The sequence below is a fragment of the Streptomyces sp. NPDC003032 genome, from assembly GCF_053591415.1.
Genome location: NZ_JBSFTT010000021.1, coordinates 23,768 through 39,714 on the forward strand (window position 1 = coordinate 23,768; position 15,947 = coordinate 39,714).

The window sequence follows — 15,947 nt, forward strand, 5'->3', positions numbered from 1 at the left end:
CCTAGACACTGACCACCACCGTCTTCGCGGCCTTGTCGTGCAGGCCCTGTCTGTAGGGCCTGTCGAAGAAGCTCCAGCCGCCGCAGATCGCCGTCCAGACGCAGGCGCAGCAGAAGGCGAACGGCAGCCAGAGGACGGCGGCGCGGGCGAGTGCGGTCTGCATGCTCGGCGTGGCACCGTCGTTGAGGTTCGCGACCCGCATCCCGAGCCACTTCTTGCCGAGCGTCTGCCCGGTCCTGGAGATCATGAAGGTGTCGTACGCGATGTAGAGCACGGCGGCCAGCAGCGACTGGCCGAACGACCTGCCCCTGTTCACCTCGTCCGGGTCGACGTCGTACTCGGCCGTGTTGAACAGCCAGGACAGCAGCCAGACGACGATGCCGACGAGGATCATGTCAATGACGCGGGCGAGGACGCGCTTGGCGCTGTCGGCGAGCGGTGGCATACCGGCGAGGGGGTCCTGCCCGCCGTAACCGCCCGGACCGCCGCCGTAAGGGCCGCCGCCCCCGTAGGGTCCGCCGCCGCCGTAGGGTCCGCCGCCCCCACCCTCGTAGGGGTCGCCGCCTTCGGGCGGGGGCGGAACGCCGTAGGGGGAGCCGCCGCCGGGGCCCGGGGGCGTGCTCCCGTAGGGGGCGCCGCCGCCCGGTGGCGGAGTGTCGTACGGCGACCCGCCGCCCCGCGGGGGCTCCCCCGGGGACTGCTTCTTGAACGGGTCGTCGTCCGGCGGCGGGTCTTGCGGCGGTTCGGTGCTCATGGCCCGAGTCGACCGTGAGGGTCCCGGCCGCGCATCCGGCGAGCGGCTGACCGGGTTACCCGACGCCGTGCGTACGCCTCGGACCGCGCCCTACGTACGGACGCTCATCCCGCCACGAACGTGCCCGCCGCCTTGTCGTGCCAGCACTGCCGCCACGGCCTGTCGAAGAGGCACCACAGCACGCCGACGACGCCGATCACCAGGAGCCCCGGCACGCTGTAGACGAGCCAGCGCCGCAGCGCCGCCCCGAACGTCGGCGCCTCGTGCTCCCCGATGTCCCGCACCTCGATGCCGCACACCTTCTTGCCGAGCGTGCGGCCCCACTTGGCGGTGGGCAGCGCCTCGTACACGACGCCGAAGAGGAGGAGGACGGCGAGGATGATGCCGAGGTAGCCCGCGGTGGTGCCGTCGAGCAGCCAGACCGTGGTCTTCTCGCCGGAGAGCTTCGCCGCGTCGATCTTGCTGTCGACGTGGTCGGCGGCCTTGGTGCCGAGCGGCAGGGCCGCCGCTCCGGTGACCGCGACGAGGACGACCGTGTCGATGAGCCGCGCCGCGAAGCGCCTGCCGAGCCCGGCGGGCCGGGCCGACGCCTGGGCCTGCGCGACCGCGAGGAACGGGTCGCTGGCCACCGGCTTCCACGGCACGACGGGCTGCCCCTCGCCCTGCTGGGCCGACGCGGGGGCGCCGGACGCCAGCTGGTGAACCTGCTGCGCCCAGGAGGCCGAACCGCCACCGGCCCCGGCGGCGACGGGCGCCGGGGCGCCGCCGTCCTGCGGGGGCGCGGCGCTCGGCGTGGACGCGGCGCTCGGCGGAAACGCGGCGCTCGGCGAGGGCTGTTTTGAGTGCTGGGCCCGCTGGGACTGCTGGGGCAGAAGGGCCTGTCGCGATGCGGGGGCCTGCTGTGGGGCGGGGGTCTGCGTCTGCGCGGGGGCGGGTGCCTGCGGGGGTACGGAGGGGTGCTCGGCGGCGGTGCGGCCGTCCCGCTGGCCCGGTCCCGGCCGGATCGCGCGGATCGACATGGTGCCGTCGGTGACGGGCGAGGGGGCGGGGGGCGGGGTGGGGGTGGGCGCGCTGCCGTCTGCGGGGTTCACCGGGGCCGTCGGGCGGCGGAACGTCACTGTGCCCTCGCCGGCGGCCGGCGTGGACGCGCCCGGCTTGACGGCGCGGATGGTGACCGTGCCGGGGTTGCTCTCGTCCCGCGACGGCGGCTCGGGCGCCGCCGCGGGCACGCGCGGGTCGGCCTGGTCCGGGGCGCCCCACGAGATCCGGCGCTCCTGCTCGCCGCCGAGGCCGGACTGCCGGTTGGCGTCGGCCTGCCAGGCGGAGGCGGGCTCGGGCATGGCGCCGTGCTGGTCGGCCGCCGGGTCCTCGTCGAAGAAGTGCGGGCCGGTCTCCTCCACGGCGGGCACCACAGCGGCACCCGCACCCGCACCCGCGCTCACGCCAGGAGGGGCCGGCAGAGGTTCGCCGTCGGACGGCGCGGGACGGCTCGTACCGGGCACCCAGGCGGCACCGTTCCAGTACCGGACATATCCGGGAATGGACGGGTCGGGGTAATAGCCTTCGCGGGGCCTGTCGTCGCCTGGGGCCGGAGTTGGGGCGCTCATGTCCGTCGTCCCGTATCTGCTCGGGGGTCTTTTTGGGGCTCCACATCTATCAGACCTCCGTGTCCCACCGGGCGTCTCCCGCCCTACGGACCACTTTCCGGGCACGCTCCCCACACTTTCCCCGCGAGCCCCACGCCCCTCCCGGCCCGCTCTCCGCAGCCGTCCGAAGTCATCCGAAGTCGTCCGAAGAAAAATTGACGAACCCGCGTAATGCTCCGGCGACCACGCGCTCTCCACTCGTACGGGTCCGCCCCCAAGGGCCCCGCGACGAAAGGAAGCACCCGACATGCACTCCGTGGTGGAACGCGAGCTGGAGCTCAAACTCGTCCTCTCACCGGAACGGATCGTCCCCGTCCCGGCCCGCCTCACCTACCGCACCGACGATCCCTACGCCATCCACATCGCCTTCCACATCGGCTCCGAGCACCCCGTGCACTGGACGTTCGCCCGCGAACTCCTGGTGGAGGGGGTGTTCAGGCCCTGCGGCCACGGCGACGTACGGGTCTGGCCGACGAAGGTGGACGGCCGCGGCGTCGTCATGATGGCGCTCAGCTCGCCGGACGGCGACGCCCTCCTCGAAGCACCGGCGGCCGCCGTGTCCGCCTGGCTGGAGCGCACGCTGCGGGTGGTCCCTCCGGGCTCTGAGGGCGAGCGGCTCGGCATCGACGACGGCCTCGCCGAGCTGCTCGCACCCGCTTCGGGCCGTGGCCGTGTGGACGAGCTGTGGCTGCGCGACCCGTGGCCCTCGGACGAGTCCAAGGACGGTGAGTGAGCAGCTTGCCCGGATCTCGGGGCAGTTCGCCCGGATCTCGGGGCAGCTTGCCCGGATCTCGGAACGGTTCGCCCGGGTCTCAGAACAGCTTGCCCGGGTTGAGGAGTGAGTGCGGGTCGAAGGCCGCCTTGACGGCCCGCTGCATCTCCACTCCCACGGGGCCGATCTCGCGTGCCAGCCACTCCTTCTTCAGGACCCCGACGCCGTGCTCGCCGGTGATGGTGCCGCCGAGTTCGAGGCCGAGGGCCATGATCTCGTCGAAGGAGTCGCGGGCGCGCCGGCCCTCGTCGGGGTCCGCCGCGTCGAAGCAGACGGTGGGGTGGGTGTTGCCGTCGCCCGCGTGCGCGCAGACCCCGATGGTCAGGCCGTACTTCTCGCCGATGCGCTCGACGCCGTCGAGCATGTCCGCGAGCTTGGAGCGCGGCACGCACACGTCGTCGATCATCGTGGTGCCCTTGACGGCTTCGAGCGCGGTGAGGGACAACCGCCTCGCCTGGAGCAGGAGTTCCGACTCGGCGGCGCCCTCGGCCGGGACCACCTGGGTGGCGCCCGCGGCCTCGCAGAGCGCGCCGACGGCGGCCAGGTCGGCCGTCGGGTCCGGGGTGTCGAAGGCGGCGAACAGGAGCGCCTCGGTGGTCTCGGGCAGCCCCATGTTCGCCAGCGCGTTCACGGCCTTGATGGTCGTACGGTCCATCAGTTCGAGCAGGGACGGGACGTGTCCGCCCTCCATGATCTTGCATACGGCGTCACAGGCGTCCTTGGACGAGCCGAACTCGGCGGCCAGCACGAGCTGTCGGGGCGGCCGGGGCCTGAGCGCGAGGACGGCGCGGACGACGATGCCGAGGCTGCCCTCCGAGCCGACGAACAGACGCGTGAGGTCGTAACCCGCGACGCCCTTGGCCGTGCGGCGGCCGGTGCTCATCAGCCGCCCGTCGGCGAGGACGACGTCGAGCCCGAGGACGTACTCGGCGGTGACCCCGTACTTCACGCAGCACAGGCCGCCGGAGGCGGTGCCGATGTTCCCGCCGATGGTGCACATCTCCCAACTGGAGGGATCGGGCGGGTAGTACAGGCCGTGCTCGCCCACGGCGCGGGAGAGCGCGGCGTTGACGACGCCCGGCTCGACGACCGCGATCCGGTCGACGGGGCTGATCTCCAGGATGCGGTCCATCTTGACGAGGGACAGCACGATGCAGCCCTCGCTGGCGTTCGCGGCGCCGGACAGGCCCGTGCGGGCGCCCTGCGGCACCACCGGGACGCGCAGCTCGGTGGCCGTGCGCATGACGTGCTGGACCTGCTCGACGGTGCGCGGCAGGACCACGACGGCGGGGGCCCCCGCGTCGCAGAAGCTCGCCATGTCGTGGGAGTACGAGGAGGTGACGTCCGGGTCGGTGAGAACCGCCTCGGCCGGGACGCCCTCCTGAAGGCGTTCGATGAGGGTGCGGCTCATGATCACAGCCTCGCATCCGGGGCCATCGGTGTGAACCCGTGTGCGACGCCGTTCGCCGTGCCGGGATGTGCTCTTCATATTGACGCACAGTGAGCGTCATGAAGCCTTACCGGTCGAGGTCTCCCCTGACGCCTTCCACGTCCCTCATGGAGCCGCCCGCCAAGTCCTCCGTGAGGCGTTCGGCGAAGCGTGCCCTGGTCGCCTCCGTGGCGGGGGCCGTGGTGCTCGGCGCCGCCTACGTGCTGGTGCCGATGGACCGCGGGGCCGCGAAGCCGCCCGCGCTGGGGCCCGCGGGGCGCGCGCTGGCGGCCGTGGGGTCGGGGGCGCCGGCCTCGCTGCCGGATCTGGCGGCGCTCATCGGGGAGCGCGAGACGTATCTGCGGGCGCACCCCGGCGACGACCACTCCTGGGCGGTGCTCGGCTCGGCGTATGTGGCGCGGGGCGCGCGCACCGCCGACTTCGCGTACTACCCGAAGGCCGAGCAGGCGCTGCGTACGTCGCTCAAGGTGCGGCCCGAGGGCAATGCGGAGGCGCTGACGGGCCTTGCCGCCCTCGCCAACGCCCGGCACGACTTCCGCGCGGCCCGCATGTGGGGCGAGCGGGCGGTCCGGCAGGCGCCGAAGCGGTGGACGGCGTATCCCGTGCTGATCGACGCGTACACCGGGCTCGGCGACGCCAAGGCGGTCGGCAAGGCGCTGGAGTCCCTCAAGAAGCTGGGCTCGGGCGCCGTGGTCAGGGCGCGCGCCGGGCAGGTCTACCGCGACCGCGGCTGGCACGAGGACGCCGACGCCGCCCTCAGCGACGCGGTGGCGCTCGCCGACGCTCCCGTGGAGAAGGCCGCGTGTCTGCACCGCGTCGGGGAGCTGGCGTGGGAGCGGGGCGAGCCTGCGCAGGCGCTGCGCCACTATGACGCGGCGCTCGCCGCCGACCCCGACCACCACGCGTCGCTGGCGGGCCGGGGCCGGGCGCTCGCGGCGCTCGGCCGCACCTCGGAGGCGCTGCACGCCTACCGCTCGGCGCTCACCAGGCAGCCGCTGCCGGAGTACGCCCTTGAGCTGGGCGAGCTGTACGACGCGCTGAGGCTGCGGCCCGCCGCGCGCGCCCAGTACGACGTGCTGCGGGCCCTGGTGAAGCAGGAGGGCACGGGCGGCGTCAACAACGAACGCGTCCTCGGCCTCTTCGAGGCGGACCACGGGGACGCGGAGGCGGCGGTGGAGCGGCTGAGGGCGGAGTACAAGCGGCACGGCAGCCCGGAGACGGCGGACGCGCTGGGCTGGGCGCTGCACCGTTCCGGGGACGGCGAGGAGGGCCTGAAGCTCGTCACGAAGGCGATGGAGAAGGGCCCGCGCAGCGCGCTCTTCGCCTACCACCGGGGCGAGATCGAGCGCCGGCTCGGCCGCTACGGGGCGGCGCGGCGGCACATCGGTGAGGCCATGCGGATCAACCCGTTCTTCTCCCCGCTGGGCGTGCCCGCGGCGAAGAAGGCCCTGGAGTCGCTGGGCGAGCCCCCGGAGGGCGGCCCGGCACAGATGTACGAGCCGACCCCGGAGCCCCCCGCACCGGCGGCGGCCCCGCGCCGGCCGTCCGCACAGCGGCCGGGCCCCCGCCAGGCGACGCCCCGCAGCTCCACGCGGCGCCAGGCCACACCCCGCCGGACGACACCGCGCCGTGCGGCCACCAGTTCGCCTCGGCGGCCGTGGGCGCGGACGGGTCCGGTGCGCACGGGCTCACCGCGCCGCTGAGTCCGGAACCGGGTCAGGGGCGGGCGGCGGCCCCCACGGGGCCTCCAGGGCCGTCCGCAGGGTGTCGGCGAGGTCCTTGCCGATGCGTTCGGCGAGCTGTTCCTCAAGGCGGGCGAGGGCGGCCCTGGCCTGGCCGTGGGCCTGTTCCCCGGCGCTGGTGCGGCGGATGAGCCGCTGACGGGCGGAGGCGGGGTCGGGGGCCTGTTCGAGGATGCCGACGGCGACCAGGCCGTGCACGGCCTGGTGCGCGGTCTGCCGGGTGACGCCCATGCGCCGCGCCAGTTCGGAGACCGTGGTGCCCTCGTCGTCCAGGACGGAGCAGAGCTGCACCTGCGTCGGGGACACCGGCGTCGCACCGGCGGCGGCCATGGCCGCGAAGAGGCCCTCTTCGAACCAGCGGCGCGCCTCGCCGAGGAGTTGGGGCAGATCGCGCAGATCGCGCTGGGTGGACGACATTTTTTCCTCACAGATGCGCTCACCGGCTTGCTCACCGGTACTCTTAATGTCAGGCTGCCTGACATTCCGACGGTCCGACATTCACGGAGGATTCCATGACCATCGAGTACGCCACTCGCTACCGACCCGCGTCCCGCATCCCCGCGGACCCGAGCAAGCCGTACTTCATCGAGAAGGGCGAGGGAGACCGCGCCCACCTCTTCGGCGACCTGGTCACCGTCTACGCCGGCGGCGAGCAGACCGAGAACTCCTTCAACTTCTTCACCGTAGAGGGCCCCAAGGGCGACCTCATCCCCGCCCACATGCACGCCGACACTCACGAGGTCTTCTACGTCACCCAGGGCGCCGTCCGCCTCTTCGTCGAGGACACCGAGGGCATCCAGCAGGAGAAGCTGCTCACCCCGGGCGACTTCGGCTTCGTACCGAAGAACTGCACGCACGCCTACCGCATGGAGCGCCACCACAGCCAGGTCGTCGGCGTCGCCGCGGGCCCCGGCGGCACCTTCGAGCGGTTCTTCGAGAACCTCGGCGCGCCCACGGAACAGCACGGCCTGCCGCACCGGCCGCTCATACCCGAGCCCCACAAGTTCGGAACCGTGCCCCAGCAGTACGACGTGAACTTCCTGCCCGACCACCAGTGGCGGACCCGGTGACCGGCCCCTCGCTGCGCCGGCTGATCGCCGCGCCCCACCCGGACGTGGCCCCCCTGCCGCCCCCGGCCCCGCGCGAGCCCGGCGTACGGGAACTGCGCGGCGTGCCCTATCAGCAGGCCATGGGCAGCCGCCCCCTGGAGCTGGACCTGTGGCTGCCCGGGACCGCTCCGGCGGCCGACCCGGCCCCGCTGGTGCTGTTCCTGCACGGTGGCGCCTGGCTCCAGGGCCGCCGCGACGACATGGGCATGCGCACCCGGCACTGGTCCCCGGGCCCGTTCGCCCGTATCGCGGCCGCCGGTGTCGCCGTCGCCTGCGTCGACTACCGGCTCAGCGGCGAGGCCGTCTTCCCCGCCCCGCTGGACGACGTACGGGCCGCGCTGCGCTGGCTCACCCTGCGCGGCCCGGAACTCGGCGTCGACGCCGGGCGGACCGTGGTGTGGGGCGAGTCGGCGGGCGGCCACCTGGCCTCGCTCCTCGCGCTGGGCCCGGCCGAGCCGCCCCTGGCCGGTGCGGTGATCTGGTACGGCCCAAGCGACTTCACCACTCCCCGGGGCCACTTCACCCCCGAGGACCCCGCCACTCCCGAGGCGCTCCTGCTCGGCGCGGCCCCGGCGTCCGTCCCCGAGCGGGCCGGGTCCGCCAGCCCACTGGCCCAGGTCGCCTCGGGGGCGCCGCCGTTCCTGCTGGCGCACGGCGACGCGGACACCATGGTGGACCACTCGCACAGCGCGTCCCTGGCGGCCGCGCTGCAAGGGTCGGGGACCTCGGCGGAACTGCGGACGGTCCCGGGCGCGGACCACGGCTGGCACGGCCTGCCGGATGCGGAGGTCGAGGAGATCTTCCTGCGCTCACTGGACTTCGTACGCGACTGTACGAGGCGATAGAGCCCGGCCGCCGGACAGGCGGTGACACGTGAGCCTGTCCGGCGACCGATCACGGACTTCAACCCGTCCGGCGCTTGAGGACGAGCTGGGCGCAGCCCGCGATCAACGGTGCCTAGAGATTGCCCCGCTTCTCCTGCTCCCGCTCGATCGCCTCGAACAGCGCCTTGAAGTTGCCCTTGCCGAAGCCCATCGACCCGTGCCGCTCGATCATCTCGAAGAACACGGTCGGCCGGTCCTGGACCGGCTTGGTGAAGATCTGCAGGAGGTAGCCGTCCTCGTCGCGGTCGACGAGGATCTTCAGCTCGCGCAGGATCTCCACGGGTACGCGCGTCTCGCCGGCCCACTCGCCGAGCGTGTCGTAGTACGAGTCGGGCGTGTCCAGGAACTGGACCCCGGCCGCGCGCATGGTGCGTACGGACTCCACGATGTCGTTCGTGGCGAGCGCGATGTGCTGGACGCCCGCGCCGCCGTAGAACTCCAGGTACTCGTCGATCTGCGACTTCTTCTTCGCGATGGCGGGCTCGTTGATCGGGAACTTCACCTTCAGCGTCCCGTCGGCCACCACCTTCGACATGAGCGCGCTGTACTCGGTGGCGATGTCGTCGCCCACGAACTCCTTCATGTTCGTGAAGCCCATGACCTTGTTGTAGAAGCCGACCCACTCGTTCATCTTGCCGAGTTCGACGTTGCCGACGCAGTGGTCGATCGCCTGGAAGGTCCGCTTGGCCGGCGGCTCGACGATCGGCTTCGCGGCGGTGAAACCGGGCAGATAAGGACCGTCGTAGTCGACGCGCTCCACCAGCGTGTGGCGGGTCTGGCCGTAGGTGGCGATGGCGGCGAGGACGACCTTGCCGTTCTCGTCCTTCTCCTCGTACGGCTCGGTGATCCCGCGCGCGCCGTGCTCGACGGCGTACGCGTACGCGGCACGCGCGTCCGGCACCTCGATGGCGAGGTCGACGACGCCGTCGCCGTGCTCGGCCACGTGGGAGGCGATGAAGTGGCCCCGGTCGGTGGAGGCCTTGATGACGGAGGTGAGGACGAAGCGGGCGGCGCCGTTCGAGAGCACGTAACCGGCGGTCTCGCGGCTGCCGTTCTCCGGTCCGGAGTAGGCCACGAGCTTCATTCCGAAGGCGGTGGAGTAGTAGTGCGCGGCCTGCTTGGCGTTGCCCACGGCGAAGACGACCGCGTCCATTCCCTTCACCGGGAAGGGATCGGCCTCGCGCGCGGTGTTCGGAGTGGTGTGGGTGGTGGTCTCAGTCATGGCTTGAGGCTCCCGCCGAACAGCAAGGTGCGCAATAGTTGGCGTTTTCAGTGGTCAATCTGACCAGCGGATGGCCGGACCGAGCGGGCTATCTGTACATCATGACCATCCTGGAGGCCGCATGGCGATCGATCATCTGGACGGGAGACTCATCGTGCTGCTGGCGCGCGAGCCGCGTATCGGGGTTCTTGAGGCGTCCCGCAGGCTCGGAGTCGCGCGCGGCACGGTGCAGGCGCGGATGGACCGGCTTCAGTCAAATGGAGTCATCCGGGGGTTCGGCCCGGAGGTCGATCCGGCGGCGCTCGGCTACCCCGTCACGGCGTTCGCGACGCTGGAGATCAAACAGGGCCAGGGCGCGGACGTACGGGCCCACTTGGCGACCGTCGCCGAGGTGCTCGAACTGCACACCATCACCGGCCACGGTGACATGCTCTGCCGCCTCGTGGCCCGGTCGAACGCCGATCTCCAGCGGGTGATCGACCGGGTGGTGGGTTTTGATGGCATCGTCCGGGCCTCCACGGCGATCGTGATGGAGAACCCCGTTCCGCTGCGGATCATCCCGCTTGTGGAACAGGCGTCCGAAGATCCTTGAGTCGACGACCATTGAGCACTTCGGAAAGGCGAGGTGAGCACTTCAGTGAATTTCTGGGACTACCTCGGCAACCGTCACCAGCAGTTGCTGTCGGACACGTACCAACACGCCAGCGCCGTCTTCCAGTGCATGGTCGTGGCGACCGTCATCGGCGTACTGATCGGCGTCCTCACCTACCGCAGCGACTGGGCGGGCAATCTGGCGACGACCGTCACCTCCACCATCCTGACCGTCCCCTCGCTCGCCATGATCGGTCTGCTGATCCCGGTCGTCGGGCTCGGCGTCGCGCCGACCGTCATCGCGCTGACCCTCTACGGCCTGCTCCCGATCGTGCGCAACGCCATCGTCGGCCTGCGCGGCGTCGACCCCTCGCTCGTCGACGCGGCGAAGGGCATCGGGATGTCCAGGATCGCCCGGCTCCTGCGGGTGGAGCTGCCGATCGCCTGGCCGCCGATCCTGACCGGCATCCGGGTCTCCACCCAGATGCTGATGGGCATCGCCGCCATCGCGGCGTACGCGTCCGGGCCCGGCCTCGGCAACGAGATCTTCCGGGGCATCGGCTCGCTCGGCTCCAAGAACGCGCTCAACCAAGTGCTGGCGGGCACGCTGGGCATCATCGTCCTGGCGCTGCTCTTCGACGCCGCGTACGTCCTGATCGGCCGGCTCACGATTCCGAGGGGTATCCGTGTCTGAGACCACCGATTCGTCTGGGGCCACCGAAGCGTCCGGGGCCACCGAACCGCCCGGGACCGCCACCTCCGGGGCGACGATCGAGCTGGAGCACCTCACCAAGCGCTACCCGGGCAGCCACGAGCCGGCCGTGGACAGCGTCAGCATGGAGATCAAGGCGGGCGAGACCGTGATCTTCGTCGGCCCGTCCGGGTGCGGCAAGTCGACGACCCTGAAGATGATCAACCGCCTCATCGAGCCGACCAGCGGCCGCATCCGCATCAACGGCGAGGACGTCACCGACATCGACCCGGTGAAGCTGCGCCGCAAGGTCGGTTACGCCATCCAGTCGTCCGGCCTCTTCCCGCACATGACGGTCGCCCAGAACGTGGCTCTCGTACCGAAGATGATCGGCTGGGGAAAGGCGCGGATCAGGTCGAGGGTGGAGGAGATGCTCGACCTGGTCGGCCTGGACCCGGGCGAGTTCCACGGCCGCTATCCGCGTCAGCTCTCCGGCGGCCAGCAGCAACGCGTCGGCGTCGCGCGGGCGTTGGCGGCCGACCCGCCCGTCCTCCTCATGGACGAGCCGTTCGGCGCCGTCGACCCGATCACCCGCGACCACCTCCAGGACGAGCTGATCCGGCTCCAGCGCGAGCTGCACAAGACCATCGTCTTCGTCACGCACGACTTCGACGAGGCGATCAAGCTCGGGGACCGTATCGCCGTGCTGCGGGAACGCTCGCACATCGCGCAGTTCGACACGCCCGAGGCGATCCTCACCAACCCCGCCGACGACTTCGTGTCGGGCTTCGTGGGCGCGGGGGCGGCGCTCAAGCGCCTGAACCTCACCCGCGTACGGGATGTGGAGATCGCCGACATCCCGACGGTGACCGTCGACGACCCGCTCCAGAAGATCTTCGACAAGCTCCGCGGGGGCGGTGTCAACGAACTGCTGCTGCTCGACAAGCGCGGCCGTCCCTACAAGTGGCTGCGCCGCGGTGACCTGATGCGCGCCAGGGGCTCGCTGGCCCGCGCGGGCACCCTCGTCCACGACACGGTGACCCGCGACGCCACGCTGCGGGACGCGCTCGAAGCGGTGCTCACCGACAACGCGGGGCGGGTCGCGGTGACCGGGCGGCGCGGCGAGTACACGGGCGTCGTCGACATGGAGACGCTGATGAACTCCGTGCACGAGATGCTGGAGGCGGACCGCCTCGACGCGATCGAGAACCAGCATGAACTCGTCGAACAGCGGGCGCAGTTGACGCACATGGAGCAGGAGGGCGCGGGCTACGCGGATCCCGGAGGGGCGGCGAAGGCATGAGGCCGACGGAGCGCCGTCCCGAAGGTGAGCACGAGGTCAAGGGGCTCGCCTTCCGTGACGGCGGCGAGGCCGAACTGGAGGCTGCGCCGCCACCGGCGGTCCAGCGGCAGCCGCGCCGGGTCACGTGGCAGAAGGTCACGTTCCTGCCGGTCGTCCTCGCGGTGATCCTGCTGCTGACGTGGTGGTGGTTCCGGCAGGCCGACCTGGACTCGATCTCCAGGAACGCGCTGGCGAACGGAAACGTGGGGCTGCGGCTCCGCCAGCACATCGAACTCACCGCCATCTCCACCTTCTTCGTCCTGATCATCGCCATCCCGCTCGGCATCCTGCTGACTCGCGGGAGGCTGCGGAGGGCGGCGCCGGCCGCGATGGCACTGGCCAACATCGGCCAGGCGACACCGGCGATCGGTCTGCTCGCGCTGCTGGTGATCTGGCTGGGCATCGGCGAGAGGGCGGCCCTGATCGGCATCATCGTCTACGCGGTCCTGCCGGTCCTGTCCAACACGATCGCGGGCCTGAAGGGGAACGACCCGACGCTGCTCGAAGCGGCGCGGGGCATCGGCATGTCGCCGCTGGGCGTCCTGGCGAAGATCGAACTCCCACTGGCCGTCCCCCTGATCCTCGCGGGTGTACGGACTGCCCTCGTCCTGAACGTCGGCACGGCGACGCTCGCCACGTTCGGCGGGGGCGGCGGCCTCGGTGACCTGATCACGACCGGGATGACCAACCAGCGCATGCCGGTCCTGATGCTCGGCTCGATCCTGACGATCACGCTGGCGCTCCTGGTGGACTGGCTGGCCTCACTGGCCGAACTGGTCCTGCGTCCGCGCGGACTGGAGGTGCGGTCATGAGAGTCACCGCACGCACGTCGGCTCTCGCCGTGCTGGCCGGCGCCCTGCTGGTGAGCTGCGGCCTGACCAGCGGCAGCCCGATGGTGGACGACGTCAAGCCGGGCTCCATCGGCCGGGGCCTGCCCCTCAAGGGCGCCGACCTCACGGTCACGTCCAAGGAGTTCACGGAGCAGCTGATCCTCGGCGCGATCATGGGCATCGCCTTCGAGGCGGCGGGCGCGGACGTGCTCGACCGCACCGGCATCCAGGGCTCGATCGGCGCGCGGGAGGCGGTCAAGGGCGGCGACGCGGATGCCATGTACGAGTACACGGGCACGGCCTGGATCACGTACCAGGGCAACTCGGAGCCCATCGACGACCCGCAGAAGCAGTGGGAGGCGGTGCGCGACGCGGACCTGAAGAACGGCATCACGTGGCTGCCACCGGCGACGCTCAACAACACGTACGCGCTGGCGACGAACGAGAAGAACGCGGCGAACTACAAAACAAAGACCCTCTCGGAGGTGGCGGCCCTCTCCAAGTCCGACCCGAAGGCGGTCACGCTCTGCGTGGAGAGCGAGTTCGCGTCCCGCGAGGACGGTCTGCCGGGCATGCAGAAGGAGTACGGGATGAGCGTCCCGTCCGCCAACATCACCAAGATGGACACCGGCATCATCTACACGCAGGCGTCCAAGGGGTCGTGCACCTACGGCGAGGTCTTCACGACCGACGGCCGCATCAAGGCGATGCACCTCACGGTGATGGAGGACGACAAGCGCTTCTTCCCCAACTACAACGCGGCCCCGGAGATCAACAGCGACTCGCTGAAGAAGCACCCAGAAATGGCGGAGATCCTGGCCCCCATCACGGCGAAGCTGAACAACACGGTGGCGCGGGACCTGAACTCAAAGGTGGACGTGGACGGCCAGGACCCGCACACGGTGGCGAAGAAGTGGCTGATCGAGGAGGGGTTCGTCAAGGAGTAGCGGCGGTGTCGGCGCGGGGCTGCGGCCCGGTCGCCCGGTCAGCAGCTCGGGACGTTCTCACCCTTGTTCAGGGCCCGCAGCGCGTCGACCGTTTGCGGCAGTGTGGTGACGGGGATCAGGCGCAGGCCCTTCGGGAGTTCTTCCTTGGCGTCCGCGCACTCTGCCCTCGGGACCAGGAAGACCGTCGCTCCGTCGCGGCGTGCCGCCTGGGTCTTCAGGGCGACGCCGCCGACCGGGCCCACTTTGCCGGAGGCCGTGATCGTGCCGGTGCCCGCGATGTCGCGGCCGCCCGTGAGGTCGTTGCCGCTGCCGTCGCCGTCCAGCTTGTCGATGATGCCGAGCGACAGGAACAGGCCCGCGCTGGGGCCGCCGATCTTGCCGAGGTCGGCCTGGACGTCCACCTTGTCGGTGTTGTCCACGCCGTTCGCCTTGAGGTAGCGCAGCGCCGCCTTCGTGGCCTCGTCCTGCGACTTCCTCATGTCGCCGAGGTTGTGCTTCTGGACTTCCTTGACGTTGTCGCCGGTCGGGTAGACCGAGTCCTTCGGCATCACCGCGCGGTCTGTTCGGAACCAGCCGTCGATCACGTCACCGAGCCGCACGTCCATCTGCGGTCCCGTCGCGACGATCGTCGTCATGCGCAGCGCGCCTCTCGTGTCGCGGGTGGGCGCGCCGGTGATGGTGAGGACCGGCTTCCCCTCGTGCTTGCCCAGCACGTTCGCCGTCCCGCCTGGCTGCGCCACGGCAAACGGCAACGGCGCAAGCCCCGCCACGGCGAGCAGGGCCGCCACGGGCAGGGCGCAGACGGCGAGGGCCTGGGGGCGCGTGAAACGAGAGAGGGAGAAGACCACGGGATCAATCTAACGTGAGGCGACAGTTCCAAGCCCGTCCGGCGTTCGAGGACAAGCCCGGCGCAACCGGCGGATGGTTCTCAGCCTGTCCGGCGTTCGAGGACAAGCCCGGCGCAGCCGGCGATGTGCGGTACCAGAAACGGGACCGCTCGCCCGCGCGGCCTCAGCGCAACGCGTCGGCGACCTCCCGTGCCGCGTCCACCACCCGCGGCCCCACCCGCTCCGGCACCGAGTCCGCCAGCATCACCACTCCCACGCTGCCCTCTATGCCGGTCACCCCGACCAGCGGGGCGGCGGCTCCGCTCGCGCCCGCTTCCAGTTCGCCGTGGGTGAGCGCGTAGCCGGGGTCGGTCACCAGGTTCTGGCGGGCGGCGAGGATGGCGCGGCCCGCGGCGCCCCGGTCCAGGGGGTGACGGAAGCCGGTGCGGTAGGCGACGTGGTAGTCCGTCCACGTCGGCTCGACCACGGCGACCGCGAGGGCCTCCGTGCCGTCGACGAGGGTCAGATGTGCCGTCGCCCCTATGTCCTCGGCGAGCGACCGCAGCGCCGGCAGCGCGGCCTCGCGCACCAGCGGGTGCACCTGGCGGCCCAGGCGCAGCACGCCGAGGCCGACGCGGGCCCGGCCGCCCAGGTCCCGTCGTACGAGGGAGTGCTGTTCGAGCGTGGCGAGCAGGCGGTACACCACGGTCCGGTTCACGCCGAGCTTGTTCGACAGCTCGGTGACCGTGAGTCCATGGTCGGTGTCGGCCAGCAGCTTGAGGACACGCAGTCCTCGGTCCAGCGTCTGGGATGTCTCCGCGGTCACGACGCCCACTCCTTAAGTGAGGGTCGGCGGCCCCCTTACGCGGCGGTTGCGCCGCCGGTCCCGTGGGCGACGCGCGTCAGAGGCCGCCGGTCGGAACACCGGCTGCGCTCCGCGGCGGCGCTGCCACGGGGCGTGTGCGTTGCGGGGACAGTAGCGAGGCCGTCCCGCTGAGCGGAAGACTCCGTCCAGAATCCGGGCAGGGAGGCGTCCCGAGCGCCCCCACTTGCCCCGTTACGCGGGGGCCGGGAGGGAAGACGTGTGCACGACCTTCGCACACACTCCCCGCACTTGGAGCGTCACGGTCCTGCGTCACG

The 15,947-nt window shown here is 71.4% G+C and carries 16 protein-coding genes; 9 read left to right on the top strand and 7 right to left on the bottom strand.

Translation table 11 applies throughout. The features are described from left to right. Position 1: 1 nt before the first annotated feature. Positions 2-754, bottom strand: coding sequence for an RDD family protein (locus tag ACWDZ7_RS26745; protein WP_451800414.1), 753 nt, complete (start codon positions 752-754; stop codon positions 2-4). A 104-nt stretch (positions 755-858) separates the two neighbouring features. Then, positions 859-2,361 carry an RDD family protein gene (locus tag ACWDZ7_RS26750; protein WP_451800415.1) on the bottom strand — a complete coding sequence of 501 codons (1,503 nt, stop codon included), beginning with the start codon at positions 2,359-2,361 and terminating at the stop codon, positions 859-861. Between the two features lie 286 nt (positions 2,362-2,647). Here ACWDZ7_RS26750 and ACWDZ7_RS26755 point away from each other — a divergent pair, with 286 nt between their 5' ends. Next, positions 2,648-3,133, top strand: a complete 486-nt coding sequence (locus ACWDZ7_RS26755; protein WP_451800417.1) for an SsgA family sporulation/cell division regulator — start codon at positions 2,648-2,650, stop codon at positions 3,131-3,133. Positions 3,134-3,212: 79 nt separating this feature from the next. Here the strand turns inward: ACWDZ7_RS26755 and ACWDZ7_RS26760 are convergent, their stop codons facing one another. Next, positions 3,213-4,583 (bottom strand): FAD-binding oxidoreductase, encoded by a 1,371-nt coding sequence (locus ACWDZ7_RS26760; RefSeq protein WP_451800419.1) that lies wholly within the window; start codon positions 4,581-4,583, stop codon positions 3,213-3,215. A 98-nt stretch (positions 4,584-4,681) separates the two neighbouring features. Between ACWDZ7_RS26760 and ACWDZ7_RS26765 the strand changes: the two genes are divergently transcribed. Next, on the top strand, positions 4,682-6,325 hold the full coding sequence (locus ACWDZ7_RS26765) for a tetratricopeptide repeat protein (RefSeq protein ID WP_451800421.1): 1,644 nt from the start codon (positions 4,682-4,684) through the stop codon (positions 6,323-6,325). On the opposite strand, the gene ACWDZ7_RS26770 is transcribed toward ACWDZ7_RS26765, so the two are convergent. After that, positions 6,311-6,781, bottom strand: a complete 471-nt coding sequence (locus tag ACWDZ7_RS26770) for a MarR family winged helix-turn-helix transcriptional regulator (RefSeq protein ID WP_451800423.1) — start codon at positions 6,779-6,781, stop codon at positions 6,311-6,313. The genes ACWDZ7_RS26765 and ACWDZ7_RS26770 overlap by 15 nt on opposite strands. 95 nt (positions 6,782-6,876) lie before the next feature. Between ACWDZ7_RS26770 and ACWDZ7_RS26775 the strand changes: the two genes are divergently transcribed. Both ACWDZ7_RS26775 and ACWDZ7_RS26780 read left to right on the top strand, forming a co-directional pair. Beyond that, the gene (locus ACWDZ7_RS26775; RefSeq protein ID WP_451515562.1) at positions 6,877-7,434 is read left to right on the top strand and encodes a quercetin 2,3-dioxygenase; all 558 of its coding nucleotides are present in this window, start codon (positions 6,877-6,879) and stop codon (positions 7,432-7,434) included. Continuing rightward, positions 7,431-8,318, top strand: a complete 888-nt coding sequence (locus tag ACWDZ7_RS26780; protein ID WP_451800424.1) for an alpha/beta hydrolase fold domain-containing protein — start codon at positions 7,431-7,433, stop codon at positions 8,316-8,318. The genes ACWDZ7_RS26775 and ACWDZ7_RS26780 overlap by 4 nt, the downstream gene beginning before the upstream one ends. A gap of 112 nt (positions 8,319-8,430) precedes the next feature. Here ACWDZ7_RS26780 and hppD read toward each other — a convergent pair whose 3' ends face one another. Continuing rightward, positions 8,431-9,579, bottom strand: a complete 1,149-nt coding sequence (gene hppD / locus ACWDZ7_RS26785) for a 4-hydroxyphenylpyruvate dioxygenase (protein WP_451800425.1) — start codon at positions 9,577-9,579, stop codon at positions 8,431-8,433. A gap of 121 nt (positions 9,580-9,700) precedes the next feature. On the opposite strand from hppD, the gene ACWDZ7_RS26790 reads away from it, so the two are divergent. Genes ACWDZ7_RS26790 through ACWDZ7_RS26810 form a run of 5 tightly spaced genes read left to right on the top strand, consistent with a single transcriptional unit; the run spans position 9,701 to position 13,980 of the window. Continuing rightward, a complete protein-coding gene (locus ACWDZ7_RS26790) occupies positions 9,701-10,171 on the top strand; it encodes an Lrp/AsnC family transcriptional regulator (protein WP_030794967.1) in 471 nt (156 codons plus the stop codon). Positions 10,172-10,216: 45 nt separating this feature from the next. Further along, complete coding sequence (locus ACWDZ7_RS26795; protein WP_451800546.1) at positions 10,217-10,864, top strand: ABC transporter permease; 648 nt, start codon at positions 10,217-10,219, stop codon at positions 10,862-10,864. Further along, positions 10,857-12,164, top strand: a complete 1,308-nt coding sequence (locus ACWDZ7_RS26800) for a betaine/proline/choline family ABC transporter ATP-binding protein (RefSeq protein ID WP_451800426.1) — start codon at positions 10,857-10,859, stop codon at positions 12,162-12,164. The genes ACWDZ7_RS26795 and ACWDZ7_RS26800 overlap by 8 nt, the downstream gene beginning before the upstream one ends. Next, positions 12,161-13,015 (top strand): ABC transporter permease, encoded by an 855-nt coding sequence (locus tag ACWDZ7_RS26805; protein WP_451800428.1) that lies wholly within the window; start codon positions 12,161-12,163, stop codon positions 13,013-13,015. Before ACWDZ7_RS26800 ends, ACWDZ7_RS26805 begins: the two co-directional genes overlap by 4 nt. Then, positions 13,012-13,980, top strand: a complete 969-nt coding sequence (locus tag ACWDZ7_RS26810; protein WP_451800429.1) for a glycine betaine ABC transporter substrate-binding protein — start codon at positions 13,012-13,014, stop codon at positions 13,978-13,980. Before ACWDZ7_RS26805 ends, ACWDZ7_RS26810 begins: the two co-directional genes overlap by 4 nt. Before the next feature lie 38 nt (positions 13,981-14,018). On the opposite strand, the gene ACWDZ7_RS26815 is transcribed toward ACWDZ7_RS26810, so the two are convergent. Next, complete coding sequence (locus ACWDZ7_RS26815; protein ID WP_451800431.1) at positions 14,019-14,828, bottom strand: S16 family serine protease; 810 nt, start codon at positions 14,826-14,828, stop codon at positions 14,019-14,021. A 163-nt stretch (positions 14,829-14,991) separates the two neighbouring features. Then, on the bottom strand, positions 14,992-15,633 hold the full coding sequence (locus ACWDZ7_RS26820) for an IclR family transcriptional regulator (protein WP_451515554.1): 642 nt from the start codon (positions 15,631-15,633) through the stop codon (positions 14,992-14,994). Positions 15,634-15,947 lie beyond the last annotated feature (314 nt).

Bases quoted from the DNA above. Each gene is read 5' to 3' on its own strand.
- ACWDZ7_RS26745 (WP_451800414.1), bottom strand. From the start codon at position 754: ATGAGCACCGAACCGCCGCAAGACCCGCCGCCGGACGACGACCCGTTC.
- ACWDZ7_RS26750 (WP_451800415.1), bottom strand. From the start codon at position 2,361: ATGAGCGCCCCAACTCCGGCCCCAGGCGACGACAGGCCCCGCGAAGGC.
- ACWDZ7_RS26755 (WP_451800417.1), top strand. From the start codon at position 2,648: ATGCACTCCGTGGTGGAACGCGAGCTGGAGCTCAAACTCGTCCTCTCA.
- ACWDZ7_RS26760 (WP_451800419.1), bottom strand. From the start codon at position 4,583: ATGAGCCGCACCCTCATCGAACGCCTTCAGGAGGGCGTCCCGGCCGAG.
- ACWDZ7_RS26765 (WP_451800421.1), top strand. From the start codon at position 4,682: ATGAAGCCTTACCGGTCGAGGTCTCCCCTGACGCCTTCCACGTCCCTC.
- ACWDZ7_RS26770 (WP_451800423.1), bottom strand. From the start codon at position 6,781: ATGTCGTCCACCCAGCGCGATCTGCGCGATCTGCCCCAACTCCTCGGC.
- ACWDZ7_RS26775 (WP_451515562.1), top strand. From the start codon at position 6,877: ATGACCATCGAGTACGCCACTCGCTACCGACCCGCGTCCCGCATCCCC.
- hppD (WP_451800425.1), bottom strand. From the start codon at position 9,579: ATGACTGAGACCACCACCCACACCACTCCGAACACCGCGCGCGAGGCC.
- ACWDZ7_RS26790 (WP_030794967.1), top strand. From the start codon at position 9,701: ATGGCGATCGATCATCTGGACGGGAGACTCATCGTGCTGCTGGCGCGC.
- ACWDZ7_RS26805 (WP_451800428.1), top strand. From the start codon at position 12,161: ATGAGGCCGACGGAGCGCCGTCCCGAAGGTGAGCACGAGGTCAAGGGG.
- ACWDZ7_RS26810 (WP_451800429.1), top strand. From the start codon at position 13,012: ATGAGAGTCACCGCACGCACGTCGGCTCTCGCCGTGCTGGCCGGCGCC.